Source organism: Streptomyces sp. NPDC088910 (genome assembly GCF_044749865.1).
Lineage (GTDB): Bacteria > Actinomycetota > Actinomycetes > Streptomycetales > Streptomycetaceae > Actinacidiphila.
In genome coordinates this window covers 125804-140650 of the sequence record NZ_JBIVIV010000014.1, presented here as the reverse complement: position 1 = coordinate 140650, position 14847 = coordinate 125804, and the positions used below count along the sequence as shown (strand labels likewise).

Genomic DNA, 14847 nt, shown 5'->3' with positions numbered 1-14847 from the left:
CAACCGTCGGTGCCCGTCCGCAAGCCCTCCCCCGAGCATCACACTCCGAATCCGGAGTTGGTGCCTCCGTCCTTCACCGAGCCGGTCATCGAGCCGTGCGTGGCGCCGAAGAAGCAGGTCACCTTGTGGTCGCCGCGGCGCCAGCCGTCCGCCGGCGGCATGTAGTAGTAGACGTCGGCGCTCTTCTCCCAGGGCGTGCCGTCCGCGTAGTCGTCCGCGTAAGAGGCGCACTTCGACTCCGCGACGGCCGAGATGCGATCCGTTCCGGGGTAGCCGCCGTCGTCCGCCGCGTCGACGGTGAAGATCGCGTACGCCTCCGCGTCGTGCTCCTCGGAGCAGTCGACGACGTCCACGGTGGTGGAGCGCGCGCCGTCGCCGCCGTAGTCGCCCAGCGAGCTGTCGACCGTGTTGAAGCACTGGCCGACCCTGATCCGGTCGACGCGGGTGTTGCCGTCGTCGAAGGCGCCCGCCACGCCGAGCGCGATGAAGACCGCGAGAAGCACCGTGGCGACGCCGTTGAGGATCAGGCCCGCGACGGCCAGTCCCTTGCCGCGCTCGCCGCGCTTCTTGATCTGGCTGAGCGCGACCAGGCCGAAGATCACCCCGAGGACGGGGATGCAGGTGAAGCCCACCACGAGCGAGGCGATGGCCATGCCGTTGGTGTTCGCCTGCGGGTTGTACCAGCCGGCGGTCTGCGGATAGCCGGGATACGGCTGGGGACCGTACGGATTCTGCCCGCCGTACGGATTCCCGCCGTAGGGGGCCTGGCCGCCGTGCGGGGCCTGAGCGCCGTGCGGACCCTGACCGCCGTAGGGAGGCTGCCCGCCGTAGGGAGGCTGCCCGGAATACGGGGCCTGGCCGGGATACGGGGCCTGCCCGCCGTAGGGCGGCGGGGAGCCGGGGGGCTGCTGCCCGCTGTAGGGCGGAGGCACGGAGCCGTAGGGGCCGGGCCCGCCCGATGACGGGCCGCCGTACGTCGGCTGTCCCGGACCGCTGTACGGCGGTCCGCCCTGGTGGTCGTACGGCTTCTGCGGATACGAGGGCAGCCCGGCGTACGGCGAAGTGGGGGCGTCGTGCGGCGGCTGGGACGGGGGCGCGTCGTCGGAGGACGGCGGAGGCGGGGGCGGCGGCGGTATGTCCACTGGGGGATCCTACGGTTCTGCGCCGACGGGTTGTGAACGGGTTGTGCCGTCCCCCTTGACCCTTATTGGTCCAGACCAATACCTTCACGCGCATGCGTCGAAGAATTCTCGGCCGTATGGCCGCAACCGCAGCCACCCTCTCCCTGGTCGCCGTCCTGCCCGCCGTCACGGGCGGCTCCGCCGCCCAGGCGCACGGCCGTGACGACCACGGCTCCTCCGCCTCGTCGTACAAGAGCGTCGGCTACTTCACCCAGTGGGGCGTCTACGGACGCGACTACCAGGTGAAGAACGTCCAGACCTCGGGCACCGCGGCCAAACTCACCCACCTCAACTACGCGTTCGCCAACATCGGCGCCGACGGCAAGTGCTTCGAGGCCAACGTGGCCGGCGAGGGCGACGCCTGGGCCGACTACCAGCGCCCGCTCGACGCCGCCTCCTCGGTCGACGGCACCGCGGACACCGCCGAGCAGCCGCTGGCGGGTAACTTCAACCAGCTCCGCGAACTGAAGGCCGCCAACCCGAAGTTGAAGGTGATGATCTCGATCGGCGGCTGGGGCTGGTCGACGCACTTCTCCGACGCGGCCCGCACCGCCGCCTCGCGCAAGGCGCTCGTCGCGTCCTGCCTCGACATCTTCGTCAAGGGCAATCTGCCGCTGCTCGACGGCAAGGGCGGCCCCGGTTCGGCCGCCGGGCTCTTCGACGGCGTGGACATCGACTGGGAGTGGCCCGGCTCCTCCGGTGACGTCGACACCGTCTACCGGCCCGAGGACAAGCGGAACTTCACCGCGCTCGCGGCCGAATTCCGCGGCCAGCTCGACGCGTTGGGCCGCAAGGCGCACAAGCACTACGACCTGAGCGCCTTCCTGCCCGCCGCACCGGCCAAGATCGACGCGGGCTTCGAGGTCCGGAAGATCTTCAAGTACCTCGACTTCGGCACCGTCCAGGGCTACGACTTCCACGGCCCCTACGAGGCCACCACCAACCAGCAGTCCGCGCTCAAGGCCCCGCGCAACTCGCCCGTCCCGCACGACTTCAGCGACACCCAGGCGGTCGGCGACTGGCTCAAGCGCGGCGCACCCGCCCGGCAGCTCGTCCTCGGCGTGCCCTTCTACGGCCAGGGCTGGACCGGTGTCCCCGACGGCGGCACCGCGGGCCTCTTCCAGCCGTCCACCGGCCCCGCCCCCGCCACCTGGCAGGCGGGCAACGAGGACTACCACGCCCTCAAGGCCCTTGCCTCCTCCGGCACTTACACCGTCCACCGGGACGTGCGGAACGGCTTCGCCTGGCTCTACGACGGCACCAACTTCTGGACCTACGACGACCCGCAGGTCATCGCCCAGAAGACCGCCTACATCAAGCGGGCCCACCTGGGCGGCGCGATGGTCTGGTCCCTGGACGGCGACACGGCGGACGGCGAGCTGATCAACGCCGTTCACCAGGGTCTCGCCGCGCACCACCGGTGACCCGGCGCCTCGGGTGACCCGGCGCCTCGGGTAACCCCACCCCTCACGCCCGGTGCTCCCCAGCCCTCCCTCTCCGCGGGGGAGCACCGGGCCTCCCCACACGCGGCGGATACGTCAGCCGCGCGCGGCGGAGGCGGCGGCCCGTTTGGCGGCCAGCTTGGCCGCCTGCATGTCGCCGACGACCTGCGTCACCATCCGGACGGACGCGGCGTCCAGCACATTGCCGAACTCGACCACCTCGACCCGCTCCTCGAAGCGCGCCTTCAACTGCGGCATGTCGCTGGGGATCACGACGAGGTCGAGGTCCCCGACATCCTCCCCCTCGTCCCCGTGCAGCACCCTGACGTTGCTGATCCCGGACTGCGTCAGGGAGTCCCGGATGCTGACGGCCTGGCCGTAGGTGGAGTAACAGATGCCCACCGTGCCGCTCCTGGCGGCGGAGGCGATCCGCACCAGCGTCTGCACATGCGGCGCGGCGACGATGGCGACCACCTCGGTCGGCTCCCCGCGCCACAGCCGCCGCACCTCGGCCAGATGGAAGAACGTGGTGAGGGCGAGGTCGTCGTGCTCCTCCTCGGGCGAGAAGTCCCCGAGCACCAGGGGCTTGACCTTGAGACCGAGGTGCAGGCCGAGTTCGCTCGCGAAGTAGCCGGCCCGGTCGGCGTTGCACTCCACGAACGCGACCTTGAGGACGTCGTCCTCGGCACGCAGGGCGAGGCTCGTCACGAGTGACTGGATCTCGACGGCGGACAGGCCGAGCGCGACGCACTCCCTGGCCGCCGCGTCCAGTACCGCCCACGCCCGGTCCCTGGCGGGCGAACTCGTACGCGCCAGGCCCGTACCGACCACGGTCGTCCCGCTGCGGCCCCGGCTCTCGACCAGGCCCAGCTCGCTCAACTCCGCGTACGCGCGGGCCACCGTGTTGCGGTTGATCTGGAGGTTGTCGGCCAGCAGCCGGGCGCTGGGAAGGGTCTGGCCGACCGCGAGATCGCCGGTCTCGATCATGAACGACACCTGGGTCACGATCTGCCGGTAGATGGGTACGTCCGAGTGACGACTCACCTGCACGTCGCTGTCCACCAGGTGCCCGGCCTTCCCCGTTGCGCATCTCAGCCAAACCACCTTATCCACGCGACAGGCAGTCAAGCATGCCCCGTGCACTCTCTTGTCTTCGGCTTGAATTGGCCCAACCGGCTAGGCAGAAAGCACGTCAGGCCGTCCCGCCCCGGCGGAGATCGACAGCGCCCGCACCCCGCTTCGCCTGCGCAAATGCGCCGCAACAGCACAACGGGACATATATCTCTGGCCGTCGCCCGTCCGTGAATCGATGGGTCTAACATCGACCCACCAGGGTAGGCAGTACCCCGCCGCCGAGTGACGGCCCCGGTCGCGCCGGCCTGTGCCGCCCACCCCCATCCGCGACGGGAGCGATCAGTGACCCTTCTCGTTCGAGCCCACGGCGCCGGAGACCGGCGCGGGACCGGACGTCCCGGCGCCCGGGGGAACCGCACCCGCTCCCGAGGACTCATCAATAGATGATGCGCATATCCCCCACACCCCTGCCGGCCGACTCCCACGGGTACACGCTGGCGGCCCGCAGGAGAGCGGTGTTCACCGGCAGGACCGCGGAACTGCGGCTGCTGCGGGACCTGATGCTCAGCGACCGGCGCTCCTGCTTCGTGGTGTGGCTGCACGGCATGGGCGGCTTCGGCAAGAGCAGCCTGCTGCACCGGTTCGCCGACGAGGCCGAGGCGCACGGCAGGACGGTCCGCACCGTCGACATGCGCGCCACGGCCGCGACACCGGAGGCGTTCCTGGCCGCCCTCGACGCGCAAGGCCCGTCGCAGGAAGCCCAGTTGCTGCTCATCGACTCCGGTGAGGCGCTCGGGCCGCTGGAGCAGTGGCTGCGGGACGAGTTCCTGCCGCGGATGCCCTCGCACCTGTTCCTGGTGGTCGGCAGCCGGCGGCCCCCGTCGGCCGAGTGGCGGGCCGACGTGCAGTGGTGGCAGGCGCTGCGGAGTGTCGAACTGCGCGGCATGGACACCGCGGAGGCCACGAAGCTGCTGCGCAACCGGGACGTGCCGGAGGCGGACATCCCCGACATCGTGCGGGCCGCGCACGGCGTGCCGCTCGCCCTGGCGCTCTTCGCCGACGCGCGCGAACGCGCCACGGACTCCGTGCAGCCGCGCACCGCCTGGGAGTTGGCCGACTCCCCCGACCTGGTGGGCGAACTGCTGCACCTGCTGCTGCGCGAGAGCCTGTCGCCCGGTCAGGCGGAAGCGCTGCACGTCCTGGCGCTGGCCCGGGTCACCACCGAGGACCTGCTGCGGCACACGCTCGACGTGCCGTCAGCGGAGGCCGGAAAGCTCTGCGCCTGGCTGCGCGGACTCTCCTTCGTCCGCAGCACCGCCGAGGGCCTGGTCCCGCACGAGCTGGTCCGCGAGGCGCTCCTGGTCGAGTTGCGCTGGCGCGACCTGTCGGCGTACGAACGGCTCTTCACCCGGCTGCACGCGCATCTGGCCGAGCAACTGGCGTGCCGCACCGGCAGCCGCTGGGCGTTCGGCGCGGGCCTCGCCTATCTGGGGCGCTCCGGCCGCTTCCCGCGGGAGACGGTCGACTGGCGCGGTACGGACCGGCTGCGGCTGCGCACCGCCCGCCCGGAGGATCTGGACGAGGTGCTGGCCGCGATCGGCAAGGAGCACGGCGACGAGGCCGCCGCTCTGGCCCGGCAGTGGTGGGACCGGCAGCCGGGCGCCTTCTGCGTCGCCGAGGACGGCCGCCGCGGCGTCACCGCCGCCCTCGTCGCGCCCTGCCTGGACCCGGGGGCCACCGGGCTGCCCGACGACCCGACGGCGCGTGCCGCGCTGGAGTACACCGCCGGCCACCGGCCGCTGCGGCGCGCCGAGCGGCTGCTGCTGGCGCGCTGGAGCACCGGCGGCGCCGCCGCCGCGGCCTTCGCGCTGACCACGCTGTGGGCGACCACACCGAACCTCGCGGTGAGCTGGACCTGCGCGGCCCCTGACCGGCCGGGTCTCGCCTCGCTGCTCGACCTGTACGGGCAGCAGCGGGTGGCACCGGCCGAAGGACCGTACGGGGAAGGACCGTACGGCGAAGGGGCTTACGGCGAAGGGATGCTGGCCTTCGTGCAGGACTGGCGCAGCGCGCCCTTCGACCGGTGGGCGGTGGATCTGCGGGTCCGGCTGCTGGCCGACGAGCCCGCGCCGGGCCCGGCGCCGGTGACCGTCACCGCGGAGGCCGCCATGCCGTGGCCGGAGTTCGCCGAAGCCGTCAAGCACGCCTACCGCAGCCTCCAGGACGCGCGGCAGCTCGCGGAGAGCTCGCTGCTCGGCACCCGGCTGGTGGCGCCGGACGGGGACGCGGCGGCGCTGCGCGAGGTGCTGACCGAGACGGTGGCGTACCTGCGCGCGCAGCCGGGACGGCGGCAGTTGGGCAACGTCCTGGAGATCACGTATCTGAGCGGGCCGCGCAGCCAGCAGGCCGCCGCGAGCCGGGCGGGACTGTCCTTCAGCACCTACCGGCGCCGCCTGTCCACCGCGCTGGCGACGGCGGCGGAAGTGCTGCGCGAGCGCGAGCTGTACGGATCGGCGTCGCGGTGAGCCGCGCCCGTCCCGGCCGGCGTGAGCGGGCGGCGCGAACGCATCTGCGTACCCTGCCAGTTGGACCTTCCGCGAGTGGGGAGCGGCGTTGAGCGAGAGTGACCACGACGAGGCGAAGCGGCGGCAACGGGCGCGGTTCGTCGAGGCGTTGACGACGCACACCCGTCAGCCCGGCGAGCACTCGCGTGTGGGCAGCAGGGTCGCGGGCGCCGTGGCCGTACTGGCCCTCGTCGCGGGCGCCACGCTGGGCATGGGCGCCTGGCGCAGCCACCAGGCGGACGAGCACGACAAGAAGCGGGACCTGGCGGCCCAACGGACCGCCGCGTACAAGAACATCGCGCACTCCGCGTCGCCGTCGCCCACCCCGAAGCCGACGAAGACCGTGCCGAAGCGGACCGGGAAGCCCGTCCCGCACACCGCCTCGCCCAAGCCGCACAGGACCCCTTCCACCACGCCGACGCCGAAGCGGACGGCCGGGTCGGGCGGCAAGGACCCGCGGGCGCTGACCGCGCACGACCGCAAGGTGCTGATCATGAACGCCTACAGCGGGATGTGCGTCGACATCCCCTACAACGGACCGGGCCAACTGGGCCTGGAGATCGACCAGTACCACTGCGACGGCACCGACCAGGACAACCAGTTCTGGAACATGACGGTCAAGCTCCCCGCGAGCGGCCCCGGCGGCACCGATCTCGTGCAGTTCTCCAACACGATGGACGGTCTGTGCATCGACCCGCCGGAGCGCGGGGCGCAGCCGTCGGGGACCGAGCTGTCCGAGGCGAACTGCACCGGGACGCTGGCGGACAACCAACTGTGGTGGCTCGCCCCGGCCGGGGGCGACACCGTGTGGATACGCAACTACGCGAGCAACCATCTGTGCCTGCGCGTCGAGGGCGCCGACAAGAAGGCGCCCTCCGCCCGGCTCGTGATCGGCTCGTGCGGCACCGACGACGACAGCCGCTGGCGGCTGCTCGGCTGACCCGGACCGTCCGCGGACGGCCGACGCACGGCCGTCCCCTGCCCGCCGACGCCCGTCAGACGGTGAACCGCACCGCGTCCAGCCAGCGCGTCTCGTCCAGCGTGCCGCCGAAGATGTAGTTGTCAGCGGTCTGCGGGGTGTCGCAGGCCATGCTGCCCCACGGTCCGCCGCGGCTGTACGTGTTCTGGCAGACGGTGCCCGTGGCCCTGCCGACGCTGATGCCGAAGCCCGAGATGTTGGGCGCGTCCTGCCTGGCCGCGCCGAGGGTCAGATCGGCGCCGTCCTCCACGGTGACCCACGACTTGTTCACCCACCCCTTCGCCTGGAAGTAGGCGTTGGCGGAGGTGCCCTTGGTGCCGGACACGGCGATCTGGATGGCCTTGATGCTCCGCGCGTCCACCTCGGAGCCCGCCACGGACCCGTCGCAGACGGCGAGTTGCCAGCCGAAGGTCGCCACGTAGACCCGGTAGCAGATGTGGCGGCCGGGTTCGCGCGCCGCCTGCCGGAGGACGGTGGCCGAGGCGGTCCTGTCGTCGCCGGGCATCTGCGGGCCGGGGCCGAGGTACGGGGTCGTCGCCTTCCTCGTCGGTGTCGCGGTCGGCCGGGCCGTCGGGCTCGGCGGCGCGGGCGGGCGCGGCGCCACGGCCTTGGTCCTGGCCTTGGGCTTCGTCGTGGGCTTGGCGGCGGGCGACGCCGAGGACTTCTGGGGCAGGGGGATGTGCGGGACGGTCGCGGGCGGGTCGGTGATCCGCCCGGCGGTGCTGGCCGCCGTCGTCAGATGGTCGTTCTTGTGCCCGGAGCCGCTGGTCGCCCAGGCCACCAGGGGCACCGCGAGGATGACCACGCCGACCACGCCGACGGCGGCGAGCAGCGGCTTGCGGGACGGGCCGGAGGGCGGTCCCTCGGCCGGGAGCGCGGCTCCGGGGCCGGTCTCGCGGGTGAGTTCGCGGGTGGATTTCGCGTCGGGGGTCTCGGCGGGTGTTTCGCCCGCTTCGGTGGTGGGGGCCGGGGCGGAGGTCGGGGCGCTGGCCGATGCGGTGGTCAGGGCCGTGGTCGGGGCGGAGGCTGAGGCAAGGGTCGGGGCCGGGGCAGGGGTCGGGGCCGGGGCAGGGGTCGGGGCCGGGGCCGGGGTCTCCTCGGCCGATCCCTTTCCGGGAAGCGTCGGCTCCTCGGACGTACCGCCCGCCTCCGCCGTACCGCCCGCCACGGGCTCAGGCCGCGCGGCGGCGGCCGTCACCGGGGCGGACGACGTACCCGGGCGCGAGGAGGTGTCGGGGATCGAGGGCACCGCCGCACCGGTGGTCCGCGGCACCGCGGGCGTCAGCGCGTCGCCCGGATCGGCCGCCACGGGACCCAGCGTGACCGCCCGGCGCACGGACGAACCGCCCCTGGCGGAAGCCGAGTTCGCGCCGCCTTCGGTGGCGCGGGGCGTTCCGTCGGGATCGGGTCGGGTCTGACGGCTGCTCATGGTTCTCCTTCGGCCTGGTGGTCAGTCGGTCGTGCGGCGCGGTGTCCTGCCCTGCGTGCCGGGCGTGCGGCCCGGATGTGCGATGCGGGCGGCTACCCGCTGCCGCCCACGGGCCCGACACAGCGCTCGGGCCAGCTCCGGCCCTCCTCGGCGGGCGGACCACCGGCGAGCGCGTCCTTCAGTTCGGTGAGCGCGGTGAGGTCCCGTGGGCTCAACTCCCGTGCTCCGTCCATGTACGTGGTCGCGTGCGCGGGCAATTCCCGCAGCAGTACGACCGAGGTCCCGGCGGGTGCGGTCCACGTCCCCAGCACGCGGAATCCGGTGCCCGGCGCGAAGACGACCTCGCCGTCCGCCGCCGCCAGATCACCCACCTCGCGGCCGGTCGTCGACCAGATCGCGTAGCGCACGGCGGTCCCGCCCGCCGCCGGGATCCGGGCCAACGCCCCTATCGGCGCCGGGTCCTGGAGCAGCGCGCCCAACCTCGGCTCGGCACCGCCCGCCGCGCCGCCGCGCAGGGCAACGCCCCGGTACGACGGCAGCCGCCGCAGCCCGGACGCCACGCACCCGGCGTACGCCTGCGACCGCGCCTCGCCCGCCCGCAGGCCCATCGCCAACTCCCGCTGGCTCAGCGGCCCTTCGTCAGCCGACAGATACGCGCGCACCGCGACCAGATCGAGCCGCGCCGCCTCCCGCTCGTCCCCGCGCAGCGCGAGCTTCCGCTCCAACAGCCCGTCCACGGTTGCGGCGTGCCCCTCCCAGCCGTCCCCCACCAGCTCGCGGAACGCCGCCCGTTGCGCGGCGGTGCTGACATGTCCGGGCAGCACGAGGCGGGGCTCCTCCCGGCTGACGGCCAACGGGGCCGGTGGCTGGGGCTGTTCGGGCTGTTCGGGCTGAGCGACCTGAGCGACCTGAGCGACGGGTGCGGGGTCGGGCTCGGGGGTGAGGTCAGGCTCGGGGTCGGGTGAGACGACGAGTGCGCGGACGAGTGCGGAGCCCCGCAGGGGCGCGGTGATCGCGGGTGCCGACCGCGTCGGACCGGGCCCCCGGCTGTTCGTGCGGGGGCCGGGGGCGGCCGTACCGTCGGGCCTTTCACCGCCCCGCTCCCCCGGAGCGCCCGGCGCGGAACGGTCGCGCGCGGCGACATCCGTCTCCGTCGTCGGCGTGCGGACGAGCGTTCCGTCGGCGCCGCTGTCCCCGGCCGGGGACGCGCTGTCGGTGGGCACGCTCGCGGCGGCCGGACGGCGTACCGGCTCCGCCCCCGGCGCCGGAGCCGGTGCCGTACCGGTCAACTCCCTTACAGAGGAAGGTCGTTCACGGGGAGCGTCGGGCGGTACGGCCACGGGCGCGGGTGGGCGCGGGGACGCTGCCGGTCCCGGGCGGTCAGGTCCTGGGCGGTCAGGTCCCGGACGGTCCTGGTTCGGGCGGGGCGGGGTCTGCCAGGGGGGCGGGGCCGGGCGGGCGGCGGTGACGTAGCGGATGCCGCGTACGCCGTGTTCGGCCGCGAGACGGCGCAGTTCGGCCTCCCCGCTGGTGAGCCGTCCTCGTACGAGGAGGGTGGTCCTGGCGCGGGCCGTCGCACCGAGGCCGGTGAGCAGGCGGGCCAGCGCGGTGAGCAGGGAGGCGTCCAACCGCTGTCCGGGCGCGCCGAGTTCGATGGCGCAGGTCTCGGGGTCGACGGCGGTTCCCACGAGCGGGGGGCGGGGCGTGCCCTGGGCCCACAGGGCGAGGCCGGAGCGCGTCACCGTCGCCTGCCAGCCGTCCGTGAGCCGTACGGTGCCCGGTTCTGTGCCGCCGGGGAGCCAGTCGGGCGGGAGGCTGCCGAGCAGCCGGGGCAGGGGCGTTCTGCCCCGCGCGTCGGTCGGGAGGCACGCGACGGCGGTGACGTACGGCTGCCAACTCGGTTCGCCGTCACGGCCGATCAGGGTCGGGCGGGGTACGGCGCCGGGCGGCGCGTGGTCGGCGAGCAGGGGCAGGCCCGTCAGGACGTCGACCCGGCTGTCCAGCGTGTCGGCGACCGTGTGGGCCAGACGCAGCAGGTCTGCCTGTCCGCCGGGTGCGAGGCACACGCGGGCGCGGTGTTCCGCCGGGAGCGCGGACAGGACGGCGGCGACCTCGTCGGCGGCGACGTCCTCCGCGTGCGGGGCGCCGACCAGCACGACGGCGTGCGCGGAGTCGAGCGGCACCGCGAAGCACAGGTCGTCGGGGCGCGGCCCGGGCGCGTCGGCGGGGCGGATCACCAGGCCCGCCGGAATCTGCTCGACCACACAGCCGCCCGATGTCCGCGTGGGCACGCGGCCGACGGCCTCCTGCCAGGCCGGTGCGGGCGCGCGGGGGCCCAGCTTCCGGGGCGCCTCACCGGGCGCGAAGCGCCACCAGCCGCCCTCGGGACGGTCGTCGCCCCGGACGAAGAGGCTGCCGCCGGGCGTGATGAGGACGACGCCGTCCGGCGCGAACACCTCGAAGCCCCAACCGTCGGCGATCCTGCGGGCGGTGCCGGGGCGGCCCGGCCGGTCGTCGCCCGCGCCGGACAGGACGAGGCGGACGCGGCGGGTGCCCTGCGCGCGCAGCGAGTCCAGGAGGGTGACCAGGCGCGGCCAGTGGCCGCCGCCGTTGCCCTGCCCCGCGCCCTCCGAGCCGACCATGACGGTGACGATGTCCGCCTCGGCGCCGAAGGTGTGGGCCACTTCGGCCAGGACGGCCATCGGGAAGGAGTCGTCGTCCACCGAGCGGACCAGGAGGACGCCGTCGATGTCCTCGACGAGGGGGGCGGGGACGGACTCCGCCGCACCGGCGCCGCGGCTCGTACCGGCCGTAGCGCTCGTACGGGTCGCGCCGCCCGTACCGCTCGCGCCGCGCGTACCGCTCGCGCCGCCGCCCTTGCGGGACAGGCGGGAGGCCCAACGGCTCATGCCTGGCCCTCCCCGTGGTCCCCGTACCGTGCCGTCGTGCGCGACGGCGACCGCGGCCGTCCCGCGTCCTGCTGGCTCATCACTGTCCTCGTTCGGTGAGTCGTTCCCGGCCGGTCACGCGAGCCTGCGTGCGCTGGCGGGTCTCCGCGGTCCGGGCGGATGCGTCCTCATCTCGCGCCACGAGAGACCGGCCCGCGCGGTGTCAGCGCGGGAGCGACGGGACAACGATGTCCGTCACCTCGCGCCGTACCGGACGCGTACCGCTCGCGGACGTGTGGGAGACACCCCACCACCTGCCCTCCCCTGCCCAATCCCGGCCGACCGGAACGACGTTGCTCGGCGGCCGGTGCACTGCCTATCCCTGTGGAGCGATAATCGGCCCTATTGGTTGGGTCATTCAGGCATCCAGATATATCAGACCCCAATGGCACCACGGTGTCGGACCGGCCAACGCCGCGTTGCCGCCCACCGTATGACCCGGGCGGGAGCACGGCGGCCGACCGCGACCGACGGCCCGGCCGGCCTTCCGGCCCTTCTCCCGCCTGCCCCTCCGCACGCTCAGCACGGGGCCCGATCGTGCTCAGACGGTAACCAACCCATGCTCAGCCACGGGGAATCGGGGATCGCCGTCAGTAACATCGCGTCCCGTCCCCCGCCTCCCGCACCCGAGTGCCGTCCCCGGCTCCCGTGACCGTCCACAGGAGAGGTCCGTGTCAGCGGCATTGCCATGCCTATTGACCTGTTTGGCGAGAAGTTAATTCGCTCCGTCCCGGCCGAGGAGCAGTTCACGTATCCCGTGAGCGTCGTTCTCTCGCTGCACCGCGAGCGGACCCCGGCCCTGCTGCGCGCCCTGCGCACCCACCACGTACTGCCCGCGCTGTGCCATCCCTGGGGCTCGGAATCCGCCTACCGCACGCTGCTGCGCAGGGCCGGGACCCCCCTCACCGTGCTGGACGTCCCGAGCCCGCGCGGGACCGGCGATCTGGGCCAGCGCGTCCACGCCCTCAGCCACCTGTCGTCCGTGGTGGTGCTGGTGCCCGACCGTACGGACTCCGCTGACCTGCTGCTGGCCGGCGCCGCCAACGTCATCCCGCGCGACACGGACCCCCGTGAACTGGCCGGCCGCATCCTCGCCGAACGGCGTTGGCTCGACACCAGGTCCTCGCCCCGCCGGCCGCCGGACGCACCGCGCCACGGATCGCCGCGCCCCCAACGCGGCACCCAGCAGGTCCTGTTCGACATCCTCCGCACCACCGCGCGCCCCTGGTGCTGCCACGACCTGTGCCTCCTGCTCGGCGCGGCCGACGAGCCGATGACCCGCCGCGCCTTGCAGGCCCGGATCGTACGGCTCAACGAGCGGTTGGCGCCTGACGGCATATCAGTCGACTGCGCCTCCCAGTGGGGCCGCACCACCTTCAGGGGCCTCACCGCCGAACCGCCGCGAGACGAAGCCCCATTGAGGCCCGCGTGAGGCCCTGACGTCGTGGCCCAGGCGGGCAAGGACGATCCCTCCCTGCGTAATCTCGCGGGTTACGCCTTCCTCGGCGGGGTCTTCTTCCTCGTCTCCGCACTGCGCCTCAAGCGCGCCGGCTCTCCCGCCTGAACGCCCCTGGCCCGGCTGCCCGTTGGCGCTCCCGCCCGCTTTCCTGACGACGCGTCGTCGTGGCTACGCGTCGTCGCGCCGTGCGGCCAGGATTCCGATCAGGCGCGCCCGTTCGGCCTCGGTCGCCCCCGGCAGCGTGATGCGGTCCCCGCCGACCTCCCACACGACCGTCGTGTCCGGCCGTTGCCGCGCCGGCCAGCCGCTGACCGCCGTGATCAACGTCGTCAGCACTCCCCCCGACGCCGCCGGCGTGATCACCAGCGCCGCCCACGCATGCGCGTCCCCCTTCGCCCCCTCCGGCACCGCCCCGCCCCGCGGGCGCACCTCCCGTACCCCGTCCTCGTCCCCCGCCAGGAGCTCCGCCCTCAACCCCCGCGCGGCCCACTCCACTTCCCCGCCATCCGCCCCGTCCCCTGGCCCACCGGCCGAGTCACCGCGAGTGCGAAGCGAGCGAAAGCAGCAGATGCGAGGACTCCGGATGCTGGAAGTCCGAGTGCGCCCCGGCGGGCGACAGCCGGGTCCCCCAACCACCCCGGTAGAGCCATCCCGCGTCCACGTTCACGATGCGGTGGTCGAGATCGTCCAGCCGGTACGCGGTGCGCGTCGTCCGCAGCCGGATCGAGGACTGCGGTACGGGCGTCCTGCCGACGCCCGAGTGGCCGATCCCCGACGCCCCTTCCGCCCGCAGATGCCAGAAGCCCGTCGCCCGGTCCCAGCGGGAGTGGGTGAGGACCAGCGGACCCCGCAAGGGCGCGCCCGCCCGGCCGGGGGCGGGGAACAGCGAGGTGAAGGAGTCGGTGAACGCGTCGCGCGGCGCGGCCATCTGGAAGATCAGCATGCTGTCGACGGTGAAGGGCCGGGCACCCCGTAGGACAGCCCGGTGACCGGCGCGAAGACGCCCCGGGCCGCCGTCTCGTACGGATCGATCTCCTCCCACCCCCGCCACGGCTGCCCGCTGGGCTCCGGGTCCACCGTGAACGTGCCCCGCGCCATGAGCACCGGGAGCTGCACCGCGTTCCCGTACCTCTGATACGCGTCGACCGGCAGCTCAACTTGCGCCACCGAGGCGGTCAGCTCACCGCCACATCCCGCGCACGCAAAACGAACAACCACCCTGCAAAACAGCCGCATCGTCGCATTTCAGCGGCAACCGCCTCACCGGTTTTCCGCGCCGCGACGGCCGCCATGCGGTGATGCTCGCTTGCCGCTCGCAAGCGGACTACGGGAGGCGGGGGGATAGCCTTTTCGGCCTCAGCCGAGCCGTTCCAGGCGAAGAGTGCGTGGTGCGCGAGAACGTCCCGGATGCCGCGCTGCGACGCGCCGTCCTGGGTGGCGCCGCCGAGGCGTTGCCCAGGACGGTTTCGAGGCCGCAGCCATGGCGCGATGAAGGGCAGTGCGCCGCACAGCAGAACGGATAGCTCCCGGCGTCCGAGGAAGTGCCCGGCTTCTTCTGCGGAGGTACAGCGGGGCGGCGAAGGTGTGATGACGCTCACTTCGTCAAGTGTTTCAGGTGCGATACGCGGCTTTTAGTTGCTACGCAAGCGGTGATTCGTGACGGTCTGCAGTTATTTGGCGAGCCGACTGAGCCTTCGGCTCACTCAAGTCGTCTATGCCTGCCCTTTAGCTCCACATGGCAGTTCCTTTGAACTACTCCCCTCCGTGTGAT

Annotated in this window: 12 protein-coding genes; 4 read left to right on the top strand and 8 right to left on the bottom strand. The window is 73.2% G+C overall.

Going from position 1 to position 14847, the window contains the following annotated elements; genetic code table 11:
* Positions 1-38: 38 nt before the first annotated feature.
* On the bottom strand, positions 39-1142 hold the full coding sequence (locus tag ACIP4Z_RS28825) for a DUF4190 domain-containing protein (RefSeq protein WP_401312996.1): 1104 nt from the start codon (positions 1140-1142) through the stop codon (positions 39-41).
* Between the two features lie 92 nt (positions 1143-1234).
* On the opposite strand from ACIP4Z_RS28825, the gene ACIP4Z_RS28820 reads away from it, so the two are divergent.
* On the top strand, positions 1235-2605 hold the full coding sequence (locus ACIP4Z_RS28820) for a glycoside hydrolase family 18 protein (RefSeq protein ID WP_355348326.1): 1371 nt from the start codon (positions 1235-1237) through the stop codon (positions 2603-2605).
* Between the two features lie 114 nt (positions 2606-2719).
* On the opposite strand, the gene ACIP4Z_RS28815 is transcribed toward ACIP4Z_RS28820, so the two are convergent.
* On the bottom strand, positions 2720-3667 hold the full coding sequence (locus tag ACIP4Z_RS28815; RefSeq protein WP_355348329.1) for a GntR family transcriptional regulator: 948 nt from the start codon (positions 3665-3667) through the stop codon (positions 2720-2722).
* A 473-nt stretch (positions 3668-4140) separates the two neighbouring features.
* On the opposite strand from ACIP4Z_RS28815, the gene ACIP4Z_RS28810 reads away from it, so the two are divergent.
* A complete protein-coding gene (locus ACIP4Z_RS28810; protein WP_401312991.1) occupies positions 4141-6222 on the top strand; it encodes a hypothetical protein in 2082 nt (693 codons plus the stop codon).
* An 88-nt stretch (positions 6223-6310) separates the two neighbouring features.
* Entirely contained in the window at positions 6311-7201 is an 891-nt protein-coding gene (locus tag ACIP4Z_RS28805) for an RICIN domain-containing protein (RefSeq protein ID WP_391049242.1), read from the top strand.
* Between the two features lie 55 nt (positions 7202-7256).
* On the opposite strand, the gene ACIP4Z_RS28800 is transcribed toward ACIP4Z_RS28805, so the two are convergent.
* Both ACIP4Z_RS28800 and ACIP4Z_RS28795 read right to left on the bottom strand, forming a co-directional pair.
* Positions 7257-8669, bottom strand: coding sequence for a hypothetical protein (locus ACIP4Z_RS28800; RefSeq protein ID WP_401312988.1), 1413 nt, complete (start codon positions 8667-8669; stop codon positions 7257-7259).
* A 92-nt stretch (positions 8670-8761) separates the two neighbouring features.
* Entirely contained in the window at positions 8762-11578 is a 2817-nt protein-coding gene (locus tag ACIP4Z_RS28795; RefSeq protein WP_401312985.1) for a hypothetical protein, read from the bottom strand.
* 727 nt (positions 11579-12305) lie between these two features.
* Between ACIP4Z_RS28795 and ACIP4Z_RS28790 the strand changes: the two genes are divergently transcribed.
* Positions 12306-13049, top strand: a complete 744-nt coding sequence (locus ACIP4Z_RS28790; RefSeq protein WP_401312982.1) for a hypothetical protein — start codon at positions 12306-12308, stop codon at positions 13047-13049.
* Positions 13050-13244: 195 nt separating this feature from the next.
* Here the strand turns inward: ACIP4Z_RS28790 and ACIP4Z_RS28785 are convergent, their stop codons facing one another.
* The 4 genes from ACIP4Z_RS28785 to ACIP4Z_RS28770 are packed head-to-tail and all read right to left on the bottom strand — an operon-like array spanning position 13245 to position 14674.
* The gene (locus ACIP4Z_RS28785; protein WP_401312979.1) at positions 13245-13571 is read right to left on the bottom strand and encodes a hypothetical protein; all 327 of its coding nucleotides are present in this window, start codon (positions 13569-13571) and stop codon (positions 13245-13247) included.
* Between the two features lie 40 nt (positions 13572-13611).
* The gene (locus ACIP4Z_RS28780) at positions 13612-14019 is read right to left on the bottom strand and encodes a hypothetical protein (RefSeq protein ID WP_391049232.1); all 408 of its coding nucleotides are present in this window, start codon (positions 14017-14019) and stop codon (positions 13612-13614) included.
* Complete coding sequence (locus ACIP4Z_RS28775; protein ID WP_401312976.1) at positions 14013-14243, bottom strand: hypothetical protein; 231 nt, start codon at positions 14241-14243, stop codon at positions 14013-14015. The genes ACIP4Z_RS28780 and ACIP4Z_RS28775 overlap by 7 nt, the downstream gene beginning before the upstream one ends.
* A gap of 8 nt (positions 14244-14251) precedes the next feature.
* The gene (locus ACIP4Z_RS28770) at positions 14252-14674 is read right to left on the bottom strand and encodes a hypothetical protein (protein WP_401312973.1); all 423 of its coding nucleotides are present in this window, start codon (positions 14672-14674) and stop codon (positions 14252-14254) included.
* Positions 14675-14847: the final 173 nt, after the last annotated feature.

Bases quoted from the DNA above. Each gene is read 5' to 3' on its own strand.
- ACIP4Z_RS28820 (WP_355348326.1), top strand. From the start codon at position 1,235: ATGCGTCGAAGAATTCTCGGCCGTATGGCCGCAACCGCAGCCACCCTC.
- ACIP4Z_RS28810 (WP_401312991.1), top strand. From the start codon at position 4,141: ATGATGCGCATATCCCCCACACCCCTGCCGGCCGACTCCCACGGGTAC.
- ACIP4Z_RS28800 (WP_401312988.1), bottom strand. From the start codon at position 8,669: ATGAGCAGCCGTCAGACCCGACCCGATCCCGACGGAACGCCCCGCGCC.
- ACIP4Z_RS28795 (WP_401312985.1), bottom strand. From the start codon at position 11,578: ATGAGCCGTTGGGCCTCCCGCCTGTCCCGCAAGGGCGGCGGCGCGAGC.
- ACIP4Z_RS28790 (WP_401312982.1), top strand. From the start codon at position 12,306: ATGCCTATTGACCTGTTTGGCGAGAAGTTAATTCGCTCCGTCCCGGCC.
- ACIP4Z_RS28780 (WP_391049232.1), bottom strand. From the start codon at position 14,019: ATGCTGATCTTCCAGATGGCCGCGCCGCGCGACGCGTTCACCGACTCC.